Origin of the sequence: Pseudomonas sp. St290 (assembly GCF_018325805.1) — a bacterium.
Taxonomy (GTDB): Bacteria; Pseudomonadota; Gammaproteobacteria; order Pseudomonadales; family Pseudomonadaceae; genus Aquipseudomonas; species Aquipseudomonas bijieensis.
Genome location: NZ_AP014703.1, coordinates 6,132,907 through 6,152,126, shown reverse-complemented (window position 1 = coordinate 6,152,126; position 19,220 = coordinate 6,132,907). Strand labels below are relative to the sequence as shown.

19 protein-coding genes are annotated in these 19,220 nt (G+C 60.3%); 13 read left to right on the top strand and 6 right to left on the bottom strand.

Annotated features, from left to right (window positions below; all coding sequences use genetic code 11):
* The first annotated feature begins 183 nt into the window (after window positions 1–183).
* From PBDP_RS27035 to trpE, 8 genes are all read left to right on the top strand, one after another.
* A complete protein-coding gene (locus PBDP_RS27035; protein ID WP_116833595.1) occupies window positions 184–1,308 on the top strand; it encodes an ABC transporter ATP-binding protein in 1,125 nt (374 codons plus the stop codon).
* A 49-nt stretch (window positions 1,309–1,357) separates the two neighbouring features.
* On the top strand, window positions 1,358–2,401 hold the full coding sequence (locus tag PBDP_RS27030) for an ABC transporter substrate-binding protein (protein ID WP_116833594.1): 1,044 nt from the start codon (window positions 1,358–1,360) through the stop codon (window positions 2,399–2,401).
* A gap of 199 nt (window positions 2,402–2,600) precedes the next feature.
* Complete coding sequence (locus PBDP_RS27025; protein WP_109754966.1) at window positions 2,601–3,848, top strand: ABC transporter permease; 1,248 nt, start codon at window positions 2,601–2,603, stop codon at window positions 3,846–3,848.
* A gap of 12 nt (window positions 3,849–3,860) precedes the next feature.
* The gene (locus tag PBDP_RS27020) at window positions 3,861–4,685 is read left to right on the top strand and encodes an ABC transporter permease (protein ID WP_109754965.1); all 825 of its coding nucleotides are present in this window, start codon (window positions 3,861–3,863) and stop codon (window positions 4,683–4,685) included.
* A gap of 202 nt (window positions 4,686–4,887) precedes the next feature.
* Window positions 4,888–6,036, top strand: coding sequence for an iron-containing alcohol dehydrogenase (locus PBDP_RS27015; RefSeq protein ID WP_109754964.1), 1,149 nt, complete (start codon window positions 4,888–4,890; stop codon window positions 6,034–6,036).
* Between the two features lie 78 nt (window positions 6,037–6,114).
* Complete coding sequence (rpe, locus tag PBDP_RS27010; RefSeq protein WP_109754963.1) at window positions 6,115–6,789, top strand: ribulose-phosphate 3-epimerase; 675 nt, start codon at window positions 6,115–6,117, stop codon at window positions 6,787–6,789.
* Entirely contained in the window at window positions 6,786–7,604 is an 819-nt protein-coding gene (locus PBDP_RS27005; protein WP_116833593.1) for a phosphoglycolate phosphatase, read from the top strand. Before rpe ends, PBDP_RS27005 begins: the two co-directional genes overlap by 4 nt.
* A 70-nt stretch (window positions 7,605–7,674) precedes the next feature.
* The gene (gene trpE, locus PBDP_RS27000) at window positions 7,675–9,156 is read left to right on the top strand and encodes an anthranilate synthase component I (protein WP_109754961.1); all 1,482 of its coding nucleotides are present in this window, start codon (window positions 7,675–7,677) and stop codon (window positions 9,154–9,156) included.
* Between the two features lie 141 nt (window positions 9,157–9,297).
* Here the strand turns inward: trpE and estP are convergent, their stop codons facing one another.
* A complete protein-coding gene (gene estP / locus PBDP_RS26995; RefSeq protein WP_212801540.1) occupies window positions 9,298–11,205 on the bottom strand; it encodes an esterase EstP in 1,908 nt (635 codons plus the stop codon).
* 411 nt (window positions 11,206–11,616) lie between these two features.
* Between estP and PBDP_RS26990 the strand changes: the two genes are divergently transcribed.
* From PBDP_RS26990 to PBDP_RS26975, 4 genes are read left to right on the top strand one after another with little or no spacing between them, the layout of a single operon-like run.
* Window positions 11,617–12,210: an aminodeoxychorismate/anthranilate synthase component II gene (locus PBDP_RS26990; RefSeq protein WP_018607190.1), complete on the top strand. Its 594-nt coding sequence runs from the start codon at window positions 11,617–11,619 to the stop codon at window positions 12,208–12,210.
* A gap of 9 nt (window positions 12,211–12,219) precedes the next feature.
* On the top strand, window positions 12,220–13,269 hold the full coding sequence (gene trpD, locus PBDP_RS26985; protein ID WP_109754959.1) for an anthranilate phosphoribosyltransferase: 1,050 nt from the start codon (window positions 12,220–12,222) through the stop codon (window positions 13,267–13,269).
* On the top strand, window positions 13,266–14,102 hold the full coding sequence (trpC, locus tag PBDP_RS26980; protein WP_109754958.1) for an indole-3-glycerol phosphate synthase TrpC: 837 nt from the start codon (window positions 13,266–13,268) through the stop codon (window positions 14,100–14,102). Before trpD ends, trpC begins: the two co-directional genes overlap by 4 nt.
* Before the next feature lie 3 nt (window positions 14,103–14,105).
* The gene (locus PBDP_RS26975) at window positions 14,106–14,807 is read left to right on the top strand and encodes a lipoate--protein ligase family protein (RefSeq protein WP_109754957.1); all 702 of its coding nucleotides are present in this window, start codon (window positions 14,106–14,108) and stop codon (window positions 14,805–14,807) included.
* Here PBDP_RS26975 and crp read toward each other — a convergent pair.
* The gene (crp, locus tag PBDP_RS26970; RefSeq protein WP_109754956.1) at window positions 14,804–15,448 is read right to left on the bottom strand and encodes a cAMP-activated global transcriptional regulator CRP; all 645 of its coding nucleotides are present in this window, start codon (window positions 15,446–15,448) and stop codon (window positions 14,804–14,806) included. The genes PBDP_RS26975 and crp overlap by 4 nt on opposite strands.
* A gap of 235 nt (window positions 15,449–15,683) precedes the next feature.
* Here crp and PBDP_RS26965 point away from each other — a divergent pair, with 235 nt between their 5' ends.
* Window positions 15,684–16,106: an OsmC family protein gene (locus PBDP_RS26965; RefSeq protein WP_003206127.1), complete on the top strand. Its 423-nt coding sequence runs from the start codon at window positions 15,684–15,686 to the stop codon at window positions 16,104–16,106.
* A gap of 132 nt (window positions 16,107–16,238) precedes the next feature.
* Here PBDP_RS26965 and coq7 read toward each other — a convergent pair whose 3' ends face one another.
* From coq7 to PBDP_RS26945, 4 genes are all read right to left on the bottom strand, one after another.
* Window positions 16,239–16,886 carry a 2-polyprenyl-3-methyl-6-methoxy-1,4-benzoquinone monooxygenase gene (gene coq7, locus PBDP_RS26960; protein WP_109754955.1) on the bottom strand — a complete coding sequence of 216 codons (648 nt, stop codon included), beginning with the start codon at window positions 16,884–16,886 and terminating at the stop codon, window positions 16,239–16,241.
* 75 nt (window positions 16,887–16,961) lie between these two features.
* Window positions 16,962–17,300 carry a histidine triad nucleotide-binding protein gene (locus PBDP_RS26955; protein ID WP_003316306.1) on the bottom strand — a complete coding sequence of 113 codons (339 nt, stop codon included), beginning with the start codon at window positions 17,298–17,300 and terminating at the stop codon, window positions 16,962–16,964.
* An 82-nt stretch (window positions 17,301–17,382) separates the two neighbouring features.
* Window positions 17,383–18,171: an SDR family NAD(P)-dependent oxidoreductase gene (locus PBDP_RS26950; protein WP_109754954.1), complete on the bottom strand. Its 789-nt coding sequence runs from the start codon at window positions 18,169–18,171 to the stop codon at window positions 17,383–17,385.
* 62 nt (window positions 18,172–18,233) lie between these two features.
* Complete coding sequence (locus PBDP_RS26945) at window positions 18,234–19,199, bottom strand: DUF805 domain-containing protein (RefSeq protein ID WP_109754953.1); 966 nt, start codon at window positions 19,197–19,199, stop codon at window positions 18,234–18,236.
* Between the last annotated feature and the right edge of the window lie 21 nt (window positions 19,200–19,220).

Here is a 19,220-nt window from a genome sequence, read left to right as displayed (position 1 = left end):
GCTTGCAGCTTGCCGCTTAAAACTCGCCACTGCATTTACCCAATCCCGCCATCCTTGTAGGGCGATCCCTACCCCGACTCTTCCATCCGGCTGAGGCGATTCTCTCCTGCGTCCCGATTTGCGCGGACCCCAGGCTCCACTAGGCTTGATTCACAAGCAGTCATCAATACAAAAGGTGCGGGTATGAGCCAGGTCGATTCAAGCGCGGGGGCCAGTGATGTGCTGGTCAGCTTTCGTGGTGTGCAAAAGAGCTACGATGGCGAGAACCTGATCGTCAAAGACCTCAACCTGGATATTCGCAAAGGCGAATTCCTGACCCTGCTCGGGCCGTCCGGTTCCGGCAAGACCACCAGCCTGATGATGCTCGCCGGGTTTGAAACCCCAACCGCCGGTGAGATCCAACTGGCCGGGCGTTCGATCAATAATGTGCCGCCGCACAAGCGTGACATCGGCATGGTGTTCCAGAACTACGCCTTGTTCCCCCACATGACCGTCGCCGAGAACCTCGCGTTCCCGCTGACCGTGCGCGGCCTGAACAAGAGTGACGTGAGCGATCGGGTCAAGCGTGTCCTGAGCATGGTCCAACTGGACAGCTTCGCCCAGCGCTACCCGGCGCAATTGTCCGGCGGCCAGCAACAACGGGTGGCGCTGGCCCGGGCATTGGTATTCGAGCCGCAATTGGTGCTGATGGATGAACCCCTCGGTGCGCTGGACAAGCAACTGCGTGAACACATGCAGATGGAAATCAAGCACCTGCACCAGCGCCTTGGCGTGACCGTGGTCTACGTGACCCATGACCAGGGCGAAGCCCTGACCATGTCCGACCGCGTGGCGGTATTCCACCAGGGCGAAATCCAGCAGATCGCTCCACCACGCACACTGTATGAAGAGCCGAAAAACACCTTCGTTGCCAACTTCATCGGCGAGAACAACCGCCTCAACGGCCGCCTGCACAGCCACACCGGTGACCGTTGCCTGGTGGAGCTGGCGCGCGGCGAGAAGGTCGAGGCCCTGGCGGTGAATGTCGGCAAGCCCGGCGAGCCGGTGACCCTGTCGATCCGCCCGGAGCGGGTGAGCCTCAACGGCGCAAGCGAACAATGTGTCAACCGCTTCTCAGGGAGGGTGGCGGAATTCATCTATCTGGGCGACCACGTCCGCGTTCGCCTGGAAGTCTGCGGCAAGAACGACTTCTTCGTGAAACAACCGATTGCCGAGCTCGATCCCGGGCTCGCCGTCGGGGACGTGGTTCCGCTTGGCTGGCAAGTCGAGCACGTGCGTGCGCTCGATCCCCTTCTAGAGGCGAATTGATCGCCCCCTGCTGTACCAACACCAACCCTGCACGTGGAGAGAACAATAAATGTTGAGATCCCTGAAGTTCACAGCCCTGACCCTGGGCATGATGGGTGCGGCAAGCGCGATGGCGGCGGGCCCGGACCTGACCGTGGTGTCTTTCGGTGGGGCGAACAAGGCGGCTCAGGTCAAAGCCTTCTACGCACCGTGGGAAGCGGCCGGTAATGGCAAGATCGTAGCTGGCGAGTACAACGGTGAAATGGCCAAGGTCAAGGCCATGGTCGACACCAAGAGCGTTTCCTGGGATTTGGTGGAAGTCGAGTCTCCGGAATTGTCCCGTGGTTGTGACGAAGACATGTTCGAACAACTCGATCCGGCCCTGTTCGGCAAGGCCGAAGACTACGTCAAGGGCGCCATCCAGCCTTGCGGCGTAGGTTTCTTCGTGTGGTCGACCGTGTTGGCCTACAACGCCGACAAACTGAAAACCGCACCGACCAGTTGGGCAGACTTCTGGGACACCAAGCAATTCCCAGGCAAGCGCGGCCTGCGCAAAGGCGCCAAGTACACCCTGGAATTCGCCTTGATGGCCGACGGTGTCGCGCCGAAAGACGTCTACAAAGTGCTGGCCGGCAAAGACGGCCAGGACCGTGCGTTCAAGAAGCTCGACGAACTCAAGCCGAGCATCCAGTGGTGGGAGGCCGGCGCTCAGCCGCCGCAGTACCTGGCCTCCGGTGACGTGGTCATGAGCTCGGCCTACAACGGCCGGATCGCTGCGGTCCAGAAAGAAAGCAACCTGAAAGTGGTGTGGAACGGCGGCATCTACGACTTCGACGCTTGGGCTATTCCGCGCGGCCTGGACAAGACTCGCGCAGAAGCGGCGAAGAAATTCATCGCCTTCTCCGTAGCACCGCAGCAGCAGAAGACCTACTCGGAAAACATCGCCTACGGCCCGGCCAACACCCAGGCAGTCCCGTTGTTGGCCAAGGATGTCCTGACCAACATGCCGACCACCCCGGAAAACATCGCCAATCAGGTGCAGATCGACGTCAGCTTCTGGGCTGACAACGGTGAGCAACTGGAGCAGCGCTTCAATTCCTGGGCTGCGAAGTAACCACTGACGGTTGTAGAAGAGCTTGTGTGGGAGCGGGCTTGCTCGCGAAGGCGTCATCACTTTCAACATGAATGTTGGCTGACATACCGCTTTCGCGAGCAAGCCCGCTCCCACAGGTTCTTGCCTCAGTTGGATGTTTCAAAAGAACAGAGGCGGCCCGCCGCCCCTGTAACGATCAAAAAGATTTGCGGAGTTCGCCATGGCCATCGCCGTTCCACTGAACGCGGGCACCAGCCCCACCCTGAAGCAGCGGCTCAAGCACGCCGAGCGGGTCAACCGCTGGAAGGCCCAGGCCTTGATCGCGCCGCTGGTGCTGTTTCTGTTGCTGGTGTTCCTGGTGCCGATCGTGGCGCTGCTGTTCAAAAGTGTCAGCAACCCGGAAGTGGTGGGTGCCATGCCGCGTACCGTCGCTGCCGTCGCTACATGGGACGGACGCGGGTTGCCGGGCGAGCCGGTGTACAAGGCTGCCAGTGAAGACCTGGCCGAAGCCCGCAAGAATCAGACCCTGGGCGACTTGTCCAAGCGCCTGAACATGGAACTGGCCGGCTATCGCAGCTTGTTGACCAAGACCGCTCGGGCGTTGCCGTTCGCCACCGAGCCGACCTCTTATAAAGAAGCCTTGGAAAACCTCGATGAGCGTTGGGGCGACCCGGCGTACTGGCAGGTGATCCGCCGTAACACCAGCGACGTCACCCCGTATTACCTGCTGGCGGCCGTCGATCACCGCATCGATGACCTCGGCGAGCTGGCACCGGCCACTCCCGACCAGGCGATTTACCTGGATATCTTCACCCGCACGTTCTGGATGGGCCTGGTGATTACCGCGATCTGCCTGGTGCTGGCTTATCCGTTGGCCTACTTGCTGGCGAATCTGCCATCACGCCAAAGCAACCTGTTGATGATCCTGGTGCTGCTGCCGTTCTGGACCTCGATCCTGGTGCGGGTGGCTGCGTGGATCGTGCTGCTGCAATCGGGCGGCTTGATCAATAGTGCCCTGATGGCCATGGGCGTCATCGATAAGCCCCTGGAACTGGTGTTCAACCGCACCGGTGTCTACATCTCCATGGTCCACATTCTGCTGCCATTCATGATCCTGCCGATCTACAGCGTGATGAAAGGTATCTCGCCTACTTATATGCGGGCGGCGATTTCCCTGGGGTGTCATCCGTTCGCCAGTTTCTGGCGGGTGTACTTCCCGCAGACCTATGCCGGTGTCGGCGCCGGTTGCCTGTTGGTGTTCATCCTTGCCATCGGCTACTACATCACGCCGGCGTTGCTGGGTAGCCCGAACGATCAGATGGTCAGCTACTTCGTCGCGTTCTACACCAACACCAGCATTAACTGGGGCATGGCCACGGCGCTCGGCGGGCTGCTGTTGTTGGCGACCGTCGTGCTTTACCTGATTTACAACCGGCTGGTGGGCGCCAGTCGCCTGCGCCTGAGCTAAGGGGAGATCGAAATGCTGAGTCCTTACATGTCTCCCGTCGAACGGGTGTGGTTCTACACCTTGCGCACCCTCTGTGGGCTGATCCTGTTGTTCCTGATCCTGCCGGTGCTGGTGATCATTCCGCTGTCGTTCAACTCCGGCAGCTTCCTGGTGTACCCGCTGCAAGGTTTTTCGCTGCAGTGGTATCACGATTTCTTCGCTTCGGCCGAATGGATGCGGGCGCTGAAGAACAGCATCATCGTGGCCCCGGCGGCGACGTTGCTGGCGATGATCTTCGGCACGCTGGCGGCCATCGGCCTGACCCGTGGCGACTTCCCGGGCAAGGCGTTGGTGATGGCCCTGGTGATCTCGCCGATGGTGGTGCCGGTGGTGATCATCGGCGTCGCCAGCTACCTGTTTTTCGCGCCACTGGGGATGGGCAACAGTTTCGTTTCGCTGATCGTGGTCCACGCCGTGCTGGGTGTGCCGTTCGTGATCATCACAGTGTCGGCGACCCTTCAGGGTTTCAACCACAATTTGGTTCGGGCCGCTGCCAGCCTTGGCGCATCGCCGCTGACAGCGTTTCGTCGGGTGACCTTGCCGTTGATCGCCCCCGGTGTGATCTCCGGTGCGTTGTTCGCCTTCGCGACGTCGTTCGATGAAGTAGTAGTGACCCTGTTCCTGGCCGGTCCCGAGCAGGCAACCCTGCCACGGCAGATGTTCAGTGGTATCCGCGAAAACCTCAGCCCTACCATTGCCGCCGCCGCGACGCTGCTGATCGCCTTCTCGGTGATCCTGCTGCTGACCCTGGAGTGGTTGCGTGGGCGTAGCGAGAAGCTGCGTACCGCCCAGGTCTGACGGTCAGCGGTGTACCCTGTGGGAGCGAGCCTGCTCGCGATAACGGAGTGTCAGTCGATAAAAATGTCGAATGCTCTACCGCCATCGCGAGCAAGCCCGCTCCCACAGGGAATTTGCGCTGTATTCATGGGCTGAATGGCAGACAACCTTGAATACCGAGCTATCCTTGTGCCAGCCCATACTCGAATAAGAGGCCGCGCACATGAGTCTTTCCTCATTCAAGATCGCCCATAAACTGATCACCGGCGCCGCTGCCATCGAGCAACTGGCCGCCGAGTTGACGCGGCTGGACGTCGACAACCCACTGATCGTGACCGATGCGGCGTTGGTCAAGTCCGGCACCGTGGAGCTGGCCCTGCAACACCTGGGCGGACGGGACTACGAGATTTTCGACCGGGTCATGCCGGACCCGGAAATCGCCATTGTCGAAGACTGCATGCAAGCCTACCGCGACGGCGGCCATGATGGGCTGATCGGCCTGGGTGGCGGCAGTGCCATCGACATCGCCAAGTGCGTCGGGGTCTATGCCGGTTACCACGGCGAGCTGCAGGACATGTTCGGCGTCGATCAGGTGCCGCGCAAAGGCCCGCCCATGATTGCCATCCCCACCACGGCCGGGACCGGTTCGGAAGTCACCAACGTGGCGATCCTTTCCGATAAGGCCGCACAGCTGAAAAAAGGCATCGTCAGCGATTACCTGTTGCCGGACGTGGCGCTGGTCAGCCCGCAGATGACCCTCACCTGTCCGCGCAGCGTAACGGCTGCCAGTGGCGTCGATGCGTTGGTGCACGCCATCGAGGCTTACCTGTCGCTCAATGCCTCGCCAATCACCGATGCCCTGGCCATTGGCGCGATCAAACTGATCACCCGGGCATTGCCCAAGGCCTATGCCAACCCGTCTCATCTGCAAGCCCGTGAGGACATGGCCACCGCCAGCCTGATGGCCGGCATGGCATTCGGTAATGCCGGGGTCGGGGCGGTGCATGCGCTGGCCTATCCGTTGGGCGGGCGCTTCCACGTTTCCCATGGCGTCGCAAACGCCTTGTTGCTGCCGTATGTCATGGCGTGGAACAAAATGGCGTGCGTGGAGCGCATGCGCGACATCGCCGAGGCTATGGGGCTCAAGACCGCACACCTGAGCGATCTTGAAGCTGCCGACGAAGCTGTGGAGGCCATGGTCGCGCTATGCGCCGCGGTGCAAATCCCCAATGGCCTGAGCAGTCTGGGTGTGACCGTGGATGTCATCCCCGCCATGGCGGTGGAAGCCGCTGGGATCGAGCGCTTGATGCGCAACAATCCGCGCCAACTGAGCGCCGCCGATATCGAGGAGATCTACCGCGCGGCGTATTGATCGACTGTCACGGTGGGCGCGCCAAATCTTGAGGTATACAATGCGCGCCATCGTGATTTCGCTCAAAACAGGTGCGTCATGCAGCCCTTCGCTATTGCTCCGTCGATTCTCTCCGCCGACTTCGCCCGTCTGGGCGAGGAAGTGGACAACGTTCTGGCCGCCGGGGCCGACATCGTGCACTTCGATGTGATGGACAACCACTACGTGCCCAACCTGACCATCGGCCCGATGGTCTGCGCGGCGCTGCGCAAGTACGGCGTCACCGCGCCGATCGACGCGCACTTGATGGTCAGCCCGGTGGACCGCATTGTCGGGGACTTCATCGAAGCCGGCGCCACCTACATCACTTTCCACCCTGAAGCCACGCTGCACATCGATCGCTCCCTGCAGTTGATCCGCGAAGGCGGTTGCAAGTCTGGTCTGGTGTTCAACCCCGCGACACCGCTGGACGTGCTCGAGTACGTGATGGACAAGGTCGACATGATCCTGCTGATGAGCGTCAACCCCGGCTTCGGTGGGCAGAAATTCATCCCCGGCACCCTCGATAAACTGCGCAAGGCCCGGGCGCTGATCGATGCCTCGGGCCGGGATATCCGCCTGGAGATCGACGGTGGCGTGAACGTGAACAACATCCGCGAGATCGCTGCGGCGGGCGCTGATACCTTTGTCGCAGGCTCGGCGATCTTCAATGCCCCGGATTACAAAGAGGTCATTGAAAAGATGCGCGCCGAATTGGCACTGGCTCGCCCATGAGCGGCTTCGAGCAGCTGTTCCCCGGCAGCCTGCCGCGTCTGGTGATGTTCGACCTCGATGGCACTCTGGTCGATTCGGTCCCGGACCTTGCGGCGGCCGTGGACCACATGCTGCTTAAGCTCGGCCGCCCGCCGGCCGGTCTCGACGCTGTGCGTCAGTGGGTCGGCAATGGTGCGCCCATGTTGGTGCGCCGGGCCCTGGCCAATCACATCGATGCCCAAGGCGTCGATGAGGTCGAGGCTGAGCGGGCGCTGGAGCTGTTCAATGAAGCCTATGAGGGCAATCACGAATTGACGGTGGTCTACCCCGGTGTGCGCTCCACCCTCAAATGGCTGCAAAAGCAAGGCGTGGAAATGGCGCTGATCACCAACAAGCCGGAGCGCTTCGTCGCGCCGCTGTTGGATCAGATGAAAATCGGCCGTTATTTCCGCTGGATCATCGGCGGCGATACCTTGCCACAGAAAAAGCCCGATCCGGCCGCGCTGTTTTTCGTGATGAAAATGGCCAACATCCCAGCCTCCCAATCGTTGTTCGTCGGCGACTCGCGCAGCGATGTGCTGGCGGCGAAAGCGGCTGGAGTCAAATGCGTGGCGCTGAGTTACGGCTATAACCATGGCCGGCCAATCGCCGAAGAGTTTCCGACGCTGGTGATCGACGATTTGCGCCTTTTAATTCCCGGTTGCCTGGACCCTGCCGCTGAGATAACGTTGCCCGACGCTGTTCAATCCTCTTCTGGAAACGCCATCGTGGTGGTCACTCGCAAACTCTGGATGAAAGTCATGAAGGCCCTGGCCCGCTGGCGTTGGCGCGCCTGACGTGATCCTGGCCGGTTATCCGGCGCGTTTGCATACCTGACTGTCAGCTCCTCTTGCCACGAGGCACCCCATGAACCGTGAAGAATTCCTGCGTCTAGCCGCTGCCGGCTATAACCGCATCCCGCTTGCCTGCGAAACCCTGGCCGACTTCGACACGCCGTTGTCGATCTATCTCAAGCTGGCCGACCAGCCCAATTCCTACCTGCTCGAATCGGTGCAGGGCGGTGAGAAATGGGGCCGTTACTCCATCATTGGCCTGCCGTGCCGCACGGTGCTGCGGGTCCATGACCATCGCATCAGCGTGACCCACGACGGCGTCGAGATCGAAAGTCTCGAAGTCGAGGACCCGCTGGCCTTCGTCGAAACCTTCAAGGCTCGCTACAACGTGCCGACCATCCCCGGTCTGCCACGCTTCAACGGTGGCCTGGTGGGTTATTTCGGCTACGACTGCGTGCGCTACGTGGAAAAGCGCCTGGGCACCTGTCCGAACCCCGATCCGTTGGGCGTGCCGGATATTTTGCTGATGGTGTCCGACGCGGTCGTGGTCTTCGATAACCTCGCCGGCAAGATGCACGCCATCGTCCTGGCCGATCCGGCCCAGGAAGATGCCTACGAGCAGGGCCAACAAAGCCTGCAGGCACTGCTGGAAAAGCTTCGTCAACCGATCACCCCGCGTCCCGGGCTGGACTTCAGCAAGCAGTCGGCGGCCGACCCGGTGTTCCGTTCCAGTTTCACCCAGGACGATTACGAAAGAGCCGTCGATACCATCAAGGAGTACATCCTCGCCGGTGACTGCATGCAGGTCGTGCCGTCGCAGCGGATGTCCATCGACTTCAAGGCGGCGCCCATTGACCTGTACCGGGCCCTGCGCTGCTTCAACCCGACGCCCTATATGTACTTCTTCAACTTCGGCGACTTCCACGTCGTCGGCAGTTCGCCGGAAGTGCTGGTGCGGGTCGAGGATAACCTCATCACGGTACGGCCGATTGCCGGCACTCGCCCACGTGGCGCTACGGAAGAGGCTGATCGGGCGCTGGAAGAGGACCTGCTGTCGGATGACAAGGAAATCGCCGAGCACCTCATGCTGATTGACCTGGGGCGCAATGATACTGGACGAGTCTCGGAAATCGGTTCGGTGAAACTCACCGAGAAGATGGTCATCGAGCGCTATTCCAACGTGATGCACATCGTTTCCAACGTCACCGGCCAGTTGAAGGACGGACTGACGGCGATGGACGCCTTGCGGGCGATCCTGCCGGCGGGCACCTTGTCCGGCGCGCCGAAAATCCGCGCGATGGAAATCATCGACGAACTGGAGCCGGTCAAGCGGGGCGTGTACGGCGGGGCCGTGGGTTACTTCGCCTGGAACGGCAACATGGACACCGCCATTGCCATTCGCACCGCTGTCATCAAGAACGGCGAACTGCACGTACAGGCCGGCGGTGGCATTGTCGCCGACTCGGTGCCGGCGCTGGAGTGGGAAGAAACCCTGAACAAGCGCCGGGCCATGTTCCGCGCCGTGGCGCTGGCCGAGCAGACCTCAGAAGACTGAAGCCCTTCAACAAACAACTGTGGCAACTCGATCAAAATGTGGGAGCGAGCCTGCTCGCGATAGCGGCCTGTCAGCCGATGCATTTGTCGGACATGACGGCCTCATCGCGAGCAGGCTCGCTCCCACATAGCTCTCTCTCGGTCAGAAATCCAGGCTGACGCCCAGGCTCACCCCCTGCAGGGTGGAGCCATCATCCTTGCGCAATGTATAACCGCCACGCAGCGCCAAGTCGTTGGTCAACTTGTGGCTGACCCCCAGGCTCAGGCGATTCAGGTGGCTCTGTGGCGTGTAGCCTTCCAGCGTGAAGTCATTGGCTGGCAGGCTGTTGAGGGCGATGTTGACCTTTTGCGTGTCGTCCTCGTACTCGCGTTCATGGGCATATTCGCCAAACACCTGGGTCTGGCGGGTGAAGTTGTATTTACCCTGCAAGCCAATGCCCAGGCGTTTCGAGTCGCGGGTCTGGTCATCGAAGGTCAGGGCCGTGGAGCGGCTGCTCTTTTCCGAATAGCCATCGACTTCCACCTTCGCATAGTCAGCGCTGATAAACGGTGAGAGATGCCATTGGCTGCCCGGCTGGGCGATGTCGTAGCCTACACGGGTACTGAATGCCCATAGATGGCCGTCAGTGTCGCCTTTCTCCTGGGCTTCGTTGACGCCCAGGTCGAACTTGCGCTCCAGATTGTCGTAGTCGAGCTTGCCGCCGGTCAGTGCCGCATCGGCCCACCAGCGGTTTTGCTGGAACTGGGCGAAAGCGGTCGCCAGGTAGCTGTTTAGCTTGTACTGCGAATCGTTGTGGCCTGCCTCCATGTCCTGGCGGTAGAGGCCGGCGGCGACACCTACGCGCCAAGCCTCATTGAGGCGATAGCTGCCGCCGATGTTCAGGCTATAGCCGCTGCCGTCGGCGCTGGCGCCGCTGTCCTGGCTGTCCATGTCCAGGTGCTGGCCGCCGCCGGCGACGATGGCTCGCCACTGGCCCACGGCCTGCCAGTTCTCCCAGTCAGATTGCCACTGGCTGCGCAACTCGTCCTGGTGAGCACGTAGGGTCGAGTGGGCCATTTCCGGCAGCAATGTCAGCTCCCATGGCGCCGCGAGCAGGGAATAGGCGTAGTCGGCGATCAGCTTCTGCCCGGTTTCGGTTGGATGAACCGCGTCGTTGTAGATCAGCTTGCTGGGATCAGGCGTGGCACTGTTGATGCCGTAGGTGGCGTTTTCCGTGCAGCCGTTGCCGCTGAAGCAGGTGGCAGTGAGGTTCTCACCGGTGGCGAGGCCGAATCTTGCCGGGTCGGCGAAGCTTTCCTTCAGCAAAAGCGGAATATTCAACGGAATGATTTCAGCGTCGATGCCTTGCAGGCGCGTGATCAGTTGTTGGTTGAACTGATTGCCCAGTTGCGAAAAGGTATCTTGCAAAGGGCCGCCGTTGAGGGCAGGGGTCAAGCCCAGGTCAGGCAACAGCCAGACCATCACATAGCGGGCGCCGGCCGTTTGCAGCACCTGGACGCTGTCGGCGAGGCGGTCCGCGGCGGCGTTTGCTTGCTCGGGGGTCAGCACCCGGCCTTGAAGGAAATCGTTACCACCACCGGAAATGTAATACAGCGCATTCGGATCGGCGCGCAGCCCATTGGACTGCAGGTAGCCGGGACGGCTGCGCTCGCCAGTGTCGGACACGCCGGTAATCGATTCGAGGATCTGGTCGGTACGATAACCGCCTACCGCCCAGTTGTTGCCGTCTGCCAGCCCCTCGCTGGCGCGGACCGCTGAAGTGGAGGCGGCGGTCTCGTCGGCGGAGTAACCCAGGCGCCCACCGAGCAACTGGGTGGAATTGGCGGAGTAGGCTTCACCGCTGCCGTCGGTGTAGATCGGCCCGGTTCGGTTGGTATAGCGCTCGGTCGCGCCGGGCGGACCATTCGGATCGGCAAACTGGCCGGCGTCGTTGAGGCTGTCGCCAAACACGATGAGCTTGGAATAAGGGTTGGGAGCGGCGCTCGCCTGGGCGCAGGCCATCGCTAGCAAGCAACTGGCAATCGGTACGAACAACGTCTTTTTGATCATGGGAAAATCCGTTTTTATCTTATTTTTGTTAGAAAACGAAACGACAGTACCAAAAACTTTCGGCGTTTTGCCATCTCTCCAGAACATCGCGATTGTTTCAAGGCCCTTCGGGATCGGTCATATTGCGTGCTCCGCCCAGCTAAGCTACTGTGCCGGGACGTATGAACGAGACTTTTCCTGTGTCGATTGTCAGCAAACTTCTGGATCAAATGATCAAGGCACACGCCCGCTGGCGTTGGCGCGCCTGAATATTCTCCGCCGGCCTCGCCGGACCTGTACCGATTTGCCTTCTTTACCCGCTTGTAGAGCCGCTTCGCAGGGGCATCACTCGCCTCGCCAAGCGCAGCAGTGTGCGGGTCACTCTCCGAAGGCTGTATTTAAAGTCAGTGAATTCAATAGGTTGCTTACGCCATGTTGCTGATGATCGATAACTACGACTCTTTTACCTACAACGTTGTGCAGTACCTCGGCGAGCTGGGCTCCGAGGTCAAGGTCGTGCGCAACGACGAATTGACCATCGCCGAAATCGAAGCCCTCAAGCCTGAGCGCATCGTGGTTTCACCCGGCCCGTGCACGCCGACCGAAGCGGGCATTTCCATCGACGCCATCAAGTATTTCGCCGGCAAGCTGCCGATCCTCGGTGTTTGCCTGGGGCATCAGTCGATTGGCCAGGCGTTCGGCGGTGATGTCGTGCGCGCTCGACAAGTCATGCACGGTAAGACTAGCCCGGTATTCCATGAGGACAAGGGGGTGTTCGAGGGCCTGAATCATCCGCTTACCGTAACTCGCTATCACTCCCTGATCGTCAAGCGCGAAACGCTACCCGACTGCCTGGAGTTGACGGCCTGGACCCAGCTTGAAGACGGCTCTGTCGATGAGATCATGGGGCTGCGCCACAAGACATTGAATATCGAGGGTGTGCAATTTCATCCCGAGTCTATTCTCACCGAACAGGGTCACGAACTGTTCGCCAACTTCCTCAAACAAACCGGCGGCACGCGCTAAGGACTTTCCATGGATATCAAGACAGCCCTGAGCCGTATCGTCGGCCATCTCGACCTGAGCACCGACGAGATGCGCGACGTGATGCGCGAAATCATGACTGGCCAATGCACGGATGCGCAGATCGGCGCGTTCATGATGGCCATGCGCATGAAAAGCGAGAGCATCGATGAAATCGTCGGCGCCGTGTCGGTGATGCGCGAGCTGGCGGACAAGGTCGAGCTCAAGACGCTGGACGGTGTGGTCGATGTGGTCGGCACCGGTGGTGACGGCGCCAATATCTTCAACGTTTCCACCGCGTCAGCGTTCGTGGTCGCGGCGGCCGGTTGCACCGTTGCCAAGCACGGCAACCGCGCAGTCTCAGGCAAGAGCGGCAGTGCCGACCTGCTGGAGGCGGCTGGCATCTACCTGAACCTGACGCCGATCCAGGTCGCGCGCTGTATCGACAATGTCGGCATTGGTTTCATGTTTGCCCAGACCCATCACAGCGCCATGAAACACGCTGCCGCGCCGCGCCGTGACCTGGGATTGCGTACGCTGTTCAACATGCTCGGCCCGCTTACGAATCCGGCCGGCGTGAAGCATCAAGTGGTTGGGGTGTTCAGCCAGGCGTTGTGCCGGCCGTTGGCCGAAGTCCTGCAACGCCTGGGCAGCAAGCACGTGCTGGTGGTCCACTCCAAGGATGGCCTGGATGAATTCAGCCTGGCGGCGCCCACATTCGTGGCCGAACTAAAAAATGATCAGATCAGCGAGTATTGGGTCGAACCTGAAGACCTCGGCATGAAAAGCCAGAGCTTGCACGGCCTGGCGGTCGACGGCCCGGCCCAATCGCTGGAATTGATACGCGATGCCCTGGGGCGGCGCAAGACCGAGAATGGCCAGAAAGCCGCTGAGATGATCGTGCTCAATGCCGGCGCTGCGTTGTACGCCGCCGACCACGCCAGCAGCCTCAAGCAGGGCGTGGAGCTGGCCCATGATGCACTGCACACTGGCCTGGCCCGGGAAAAGCTCGAAGAGTTGGGTGCATTTACCGCCGTATTCAAAGTGGAGAACGAAGGATGAGCGTGCCAACGGTTCTGGAAAAAATTCTGGCTCGCAAGGCTGAGGAAGTGGCTGAGCGCAGCGCTCGCGTCAGTCTGGCCGAGCTGGAAAACCTGGCGCGTTCAGCGGATGCGCCGCGCGGCTTTGCCAAGGCACTGATCGATCAGGCCAAGAAAAAACAGCCGGCGGTGATTGCCGAAATCAAGAAGGCCTCCCCCAGCAAGGGCGTGATTCGCGAACATTTCGTCCCGGCCGACATCGCCCGCAGCTACGAGAAGGGCGGGGCGACCTGCCTCTCGGTGTTGACCGACATCGACTTTTTCCAAGGGGCCGACGACTACCTGAAGCAGGCGCGGGCGGCGTGCAAGTTGCCAGTGATTCGCAAGGACTTCATGATCGACCCATACCAGATCGTCGAGGCGCGGGCGCTGGGCGCCGACTGCGTGCTGTTGATCGTGTCCGCTCTGGACGACGTAAAAATGGCCGAGCTGGCGGCTGTTGCCAAAAGCGTCGGGCTGGATGTCCTGGTGGAAGTCCATGACGGTGACGAGTTGGAGCGAGCCCTGAAAACCCTCGATACCAAACTGGTCGGCGTGAACAATCGCAACCTGCACACTTTTGAAGTGAGCCTGGAAACCACCCTGGACCTGTTGCCGCGCATTCCGCGCGATCGCCTGGTCATCACCGAAAGCGGCATCCTCAACCGGGCCGATGTCGAGCTGATGGAAGTCAGCGATGTGTACTCGTTCCTGGTGGGTGAGGCGTTCATGCGGGCGGAGAGCCCGGGCACGGAATTGCAACGACTGTTCTTTCCTGAACGAGGCCTGCCGGTGAGCGGCTCGACGCTGGACTGATCCATGTCGCCTGTGATTTCCCTCACTGTCGAAGCTGGCCTGCAAGCCGAACAGGATCTGTTGGCCAGTATCTGCGCGGGCGACGCCGAGTTCGGTCTGCTGTTCTGGCAGCCCAATGATCGTGCGCTGGTCATGCCGCGCCGCTTGAGTCGCCTTGCGGGGTTCGAACACGCCAGTGACGTATCGGCTGCCCATGGCTGGCCGGTCCTGTTACGCGAAACCGGTGGTGAACCGGTGCCGCAGTCGGCCGCTACCGTCAACATCGCCCTGGTCTACGCGCCACCGCGCAGCGAAGGCGATCACGGCCGTATCGAAACCGGGTACCGCCGCTTGTGCGATCCCATCTGCCAGTTGCTGGATGAACTGGGCGGGGTGGCTTCGCTGGGAGAAGTGGAGGGGGCTTTTTGCGACGGGCGCTTCAACGTCAACCTCGACGGTCGGAAAATGGTCGGCACCGCTCAGCGCTGGCGCCAGAGCAAGGGGGGGCAACGTCCGGTGGGGCTGGTTCATGGCGCACTTTTGCTGGAGAACGAGCGCGAGTCCATGGTCGCAGCAGTCAACCGCTTCAATGAGGCCTGTGGCCTGGAGCAGCGAGTGCGTGCCGAGAGCCATATTGCCCTGCATGAAAAATTCCCGGCGCCTCACGCGCTGGAGCGGCTCGAGGCGCTGTACCGGAAACTGCTGATCGAACTATTGGGCGTTTAACGCGTTCCGAACACCACCATGGTCTTGCCTTTGACGCTGACCAGGTTGCGCTCCTCCAGATCCTTGAGTACGCGACCGACCATTTCACGCGAGCACCCGACTATCCGACCAATCTCCTGGCGGGTCACCTTGATCTGCATGCCGTCCGGGTGAGTCATGGCATCGGGCTGCTTGCACAACTCCAGCAGGCAACGTGCGACACGTCCGGTGACGTCGAAGAAGGCGAGATCGCCCACCTTGCGGGTGGTATTACGTAGGCGCTGTGCGATTTGTCCGCTCAGGACGTAAAGAATGTCCGGGTCTTGCAGGGACAGTTCTCGGAATTTGGCGTAGCTGATTTCCGCAACTTCACATTCAATTTTGGTCCGCACCCAGGCACTGCGTTGCTGTTCCTTGCCCGCCTGTTCGAACAACCCCAGCTCGCCGAAAAAATCCCCGGAATTGAGGTAGGCGATGATCATTTCCCGACCGTCATCATCTTCTATCAGGATAGTGACCGAACCCTTGATGATGAAAAACAGCGTGTCGGAACGATCTCCGGCACAAATGATGTTGTGTTTGGCTGGATAGCGGCGGCGCTGACAATGCATCAAGAGTTTGTCGAGATTCTTGATCTTGAACGTGGGAGTAATGGCAACCATGGTTGTATCCCGAAAGACTGCGCAGTGTAGTGGTTTGGTTTTTTTATAGGCGCGAATGGCATCGCTAAAAAGCTGGCCATACGCCAGCGAGTTGGCGCCAGCTTAACAGAGGCGTCCCTAATTAATTGGAGAATTTACCTACGTGCTGGCGGGTCAGGTTTCCTGAGACGCAGAGCAGTCATTCCGCAGCGCTGTGCTAAGCTGGCGACCCTTTTTTAACAGTGGAGTCTTGGCGATGAAGGCACGCATCCAATGGGCTGGCGAAGCCATGTTCCTCGGTGAGTCAGGCAGTGGTCATGTGGTCGTCATGGACGGCCCGCCAGAAGCCGGCGGGCGGAACCTGGGTGTTCGGCCGATGGAAATGCTCCTGCTGGGCGTAGGCGGTTGCAGTAACTTCGACGTGGTCAGCATTCTTAAAAAGTCCCGCCAGGCCGTCGAAAGCTGCGAAGCCTTCCTGGAGGCAGAGCGCGCCACAGAAGATCCCAAAGTGTTTACCAAGATCCACATGCACTTCGTGGTGAAGGGGCGAGCCCTGAAGGAGGCCCAGGTCAAGCGCGCCATTGAGCTGTCCGCCGAGAAATATTGCTCGGCTTCGATCATGCTCGGTGCCGCCGGGGTCGAAATCACCCACGACTATGAAATCATCGAATTGGGTTGAGTCGATCCAATGGTGACGGCCTGCAACATGCCGTACTGAAGTTTTCGGTGAAAAAAAGGCGACTCCCAATGGGCAGTCGCCTTTTTTAATTTCCCTGGGAATGCGGATGAGTCATCCAATCCCCAATCGCCGTCAAATCCGATAAGTGCTCTTGGTCATGACCTTGGCCAGCAGGCTCATGCCGAATTTCACCGGAGCCGGGAAACGGAAGCCTCCGGCCTCAAGGGCACTCTCGGCATGGTGTTCCTCATCCACGCGCATCTGTTCGAGGATCGCCCGGGATTTTTCGTCCTCGGCCGGTAGTTGTTCGAGGTGTTCATTCAAGTGCTTGCACACCTGATGCTCGGTCGCCGCAACGAAGCCAAGGCTGACTTTGTCGCTGATCAGTCCGGCAACGGCGCCGATCCCGAATGACATCCCATAGAACAGCGGGTTCAGGACGCTGGTATGGCTGCCCAGCTGGCGAATGCGTTGTTCGCACCAGACCAGATGGTCGACTTCTTCCTCGGCGGCATGCTCCATTGCCTCACGCACTTGCGGTAGCTTCGCTGTCAGCGCCTGGCCCTGATACAGCGCCTGGGCACAGACTTCGCCGGTGTGGTTGATACGCATCAGTCCGGCGACGTGGCGGGTTTGCTCGTCACTCAGTTGCGCGTCCGGCTGCACGATAGCCGGTGATGGGCGGTACGGCTGACCGCTGAAGGGCAGCAGCGTGCGCATCGCTGTATCGGCTTGCAGCAACAAACGGTCAATCGGCGAGTAGTGACGTTGGGTAGTCATGCTTACCTCCGGGAAAAATCACAGCGGCCAGTTTAACTCAATCGACCGCCGAAGATTTGCGCTGGGTCAGGGGGATCAGCCCGGCGGCCAGTTCATCTGGCGCTGCCCTAGCACATGCATATGAATGTGATAGACCGTTTGCCCACCCAGTTCATTGCAATTCATCACCACGCGAAAACCTTCTTCACAGCCCAATTCAAGCGCCAGGCGCTGGGCCGTGAACAGAATGTGTCCAGCCAGGCCTTTGTCTTCTTCGGTCAGGTCGTTGAGCGTGCGGATCGGTTTTTTCGGGATGACCAGGAAATGCACGGGCGCCTGTGGCGCAATGTCATGGAAGGCCAGTACCTGGTCATCCTCGTAAATGATCTTCGCCGGGATTTCCCGGTTGATGATCTTGGTAAACAGAGTATCCACAGCTGTTTTCTCCGTTGGGTTCGTCGAGGTCGAGTGTCATGAAGGCACCGGTAGAGGCGCCTGGTTGTTCAATTCTAAGGGGTCAGCGTGGGCAATAAGCCTTGTTGATCATGCCGGTGATGGTTCGCACCAGCCATCGCGATCCCAGCCGCGGCAGTGTGGCCAGCCAGCGGTTACGGCGTCCGGGAATGATGATGGCGCGGTTGCGGTCCAGCGCGCGTACGGCGTACAGGGCGACTTCTTCCGGGCTCATCAGCAGTTTGCTGTCGATGAGTTTCTGTTCGTCCATCTGTGCCCTGGAAAAAAAGCCGGTGTGGGTGGGGCCAGGGCAGAGTACCGAAACCTTGATCGCGCATTTCTTCAGCTCGACCCGCAGGGCTTCGGAGAAGTGCAGTACATAGGCCTTGCTGGCGTAATAGGTGCTCATCCAGGGGCCGGGTTGGAACGCGGCGATCGAGGCGACGTTGAGGATCTGGCCGCCGCCCAGCAGCGCCATGCTGTTACCGATAGCGTGACAAAGACGTGTCAGGGCGAGGATGTTGACTTCGATCAGGTCCTGTTCGGTCATCCAGTCCTGCCCCAGGAACGGCCCGCTGGTACCGATGCCGGCGCAATTGACCAGCAGGTCGATCTGCCGCTCACCTTCCTCCAGTTCCAGGAGAAAGCCTGAAAGCCTCAGCGGTTCGCCCAGGTCACAGGCCCGGAACAACACCTCCACGCCAAACCGCTGAGTCAGTTCGATTGCAATACTTTCCAGCCGATCACGCTGTCGAGCCACCAGTATCAGGTTGCGGCCACGCCGGGCCAGCGCTTCGGCCATGGCCAGGCCAATGCCGCTGGAAGCGCCAGTGATCAGTGCGTAACGGGTCATGCAGTTCTCCATCGCAACAGCCCGCCGCCAGTCGACTGGGCTGTCACCGGCATGAAGCGCGCTTATTGTTCCTCTTCTTCTTCATAGTCTACAGAAGGCGGGGCGGGCTCGGCTGCCTCGACGGCGGGTTCTTCGCTGGTTTCGTTGCTGGACTCGCTGCTTTCATAGCTGCTCAGGCTGCTGCTGTCGTAGTCCTCCTGGAGGGCTCCGAAGATGCCGGCAAAGGTGGCCATGAAAATCAAGACGATCATCACAAGCCAAAGCGACGCGAGCAATTTGACCGCCGTGGTATTGCGCGGTGGTGGCGGGCCGTACTGGTTTGCGCCGGTATTGCCCGGAGCGATGATGAGGATGAACGGGAAGATGCTGCCCACGAATGGAACCAGGTTAATCAGCCACAGCCACCCCGACCAGCCCAGATCGTGCAGGCGCTGGACGTTGAACTGGATACTCACGAAGGCAAAGGCAAGCACGACGGCTGCGCCGAGCAGACCGCCGACGACCAGTGCGGCTATCGAGTCGGAAGCCATCAGCCAGGCCGTGGCAAGCCAGAAGCCCAAGCCGACCAGGGGCAGCATGGCCAGGGTCAACACCATGGTCCAGGCCAGGTAGCGCAAACGCCCGATACGCCCATCGAAGCTGAAGGGCTTGAGCGTGCCGTACTCGGCGAGCGTTTCACCCACTTCGGCCCGGGGAGGCGCGTACGGCGAGACGGGATCGACGATCGACTCTGGGTGGCGTACCTCCGGCTGTCGTGGCGACTCCTGTACTTCGCCAAGGCTCAGCTGGAGGGCGGGTTCGGCTTCGATCCTGGCATCGATGCCGCTCTTGTTGAGTGCTTCCAGGTACTGCTGCGCTTCGCTCTGGGACAAGTTGCTTTTAAGGGCTACCCTGCGACCAGTGAACAGCCGTTCAATGGCGCTGATATCGCTTTTGAACAGCTCGGCGAGGTTGAGTTTGGCTGTGGTGGTATCGACGCCAGGCATCAGGCCTCCGTCGAATACGATGTTGAAACGGGTTTCGCTCATGCCCGGCATCCTTGTCTCTGA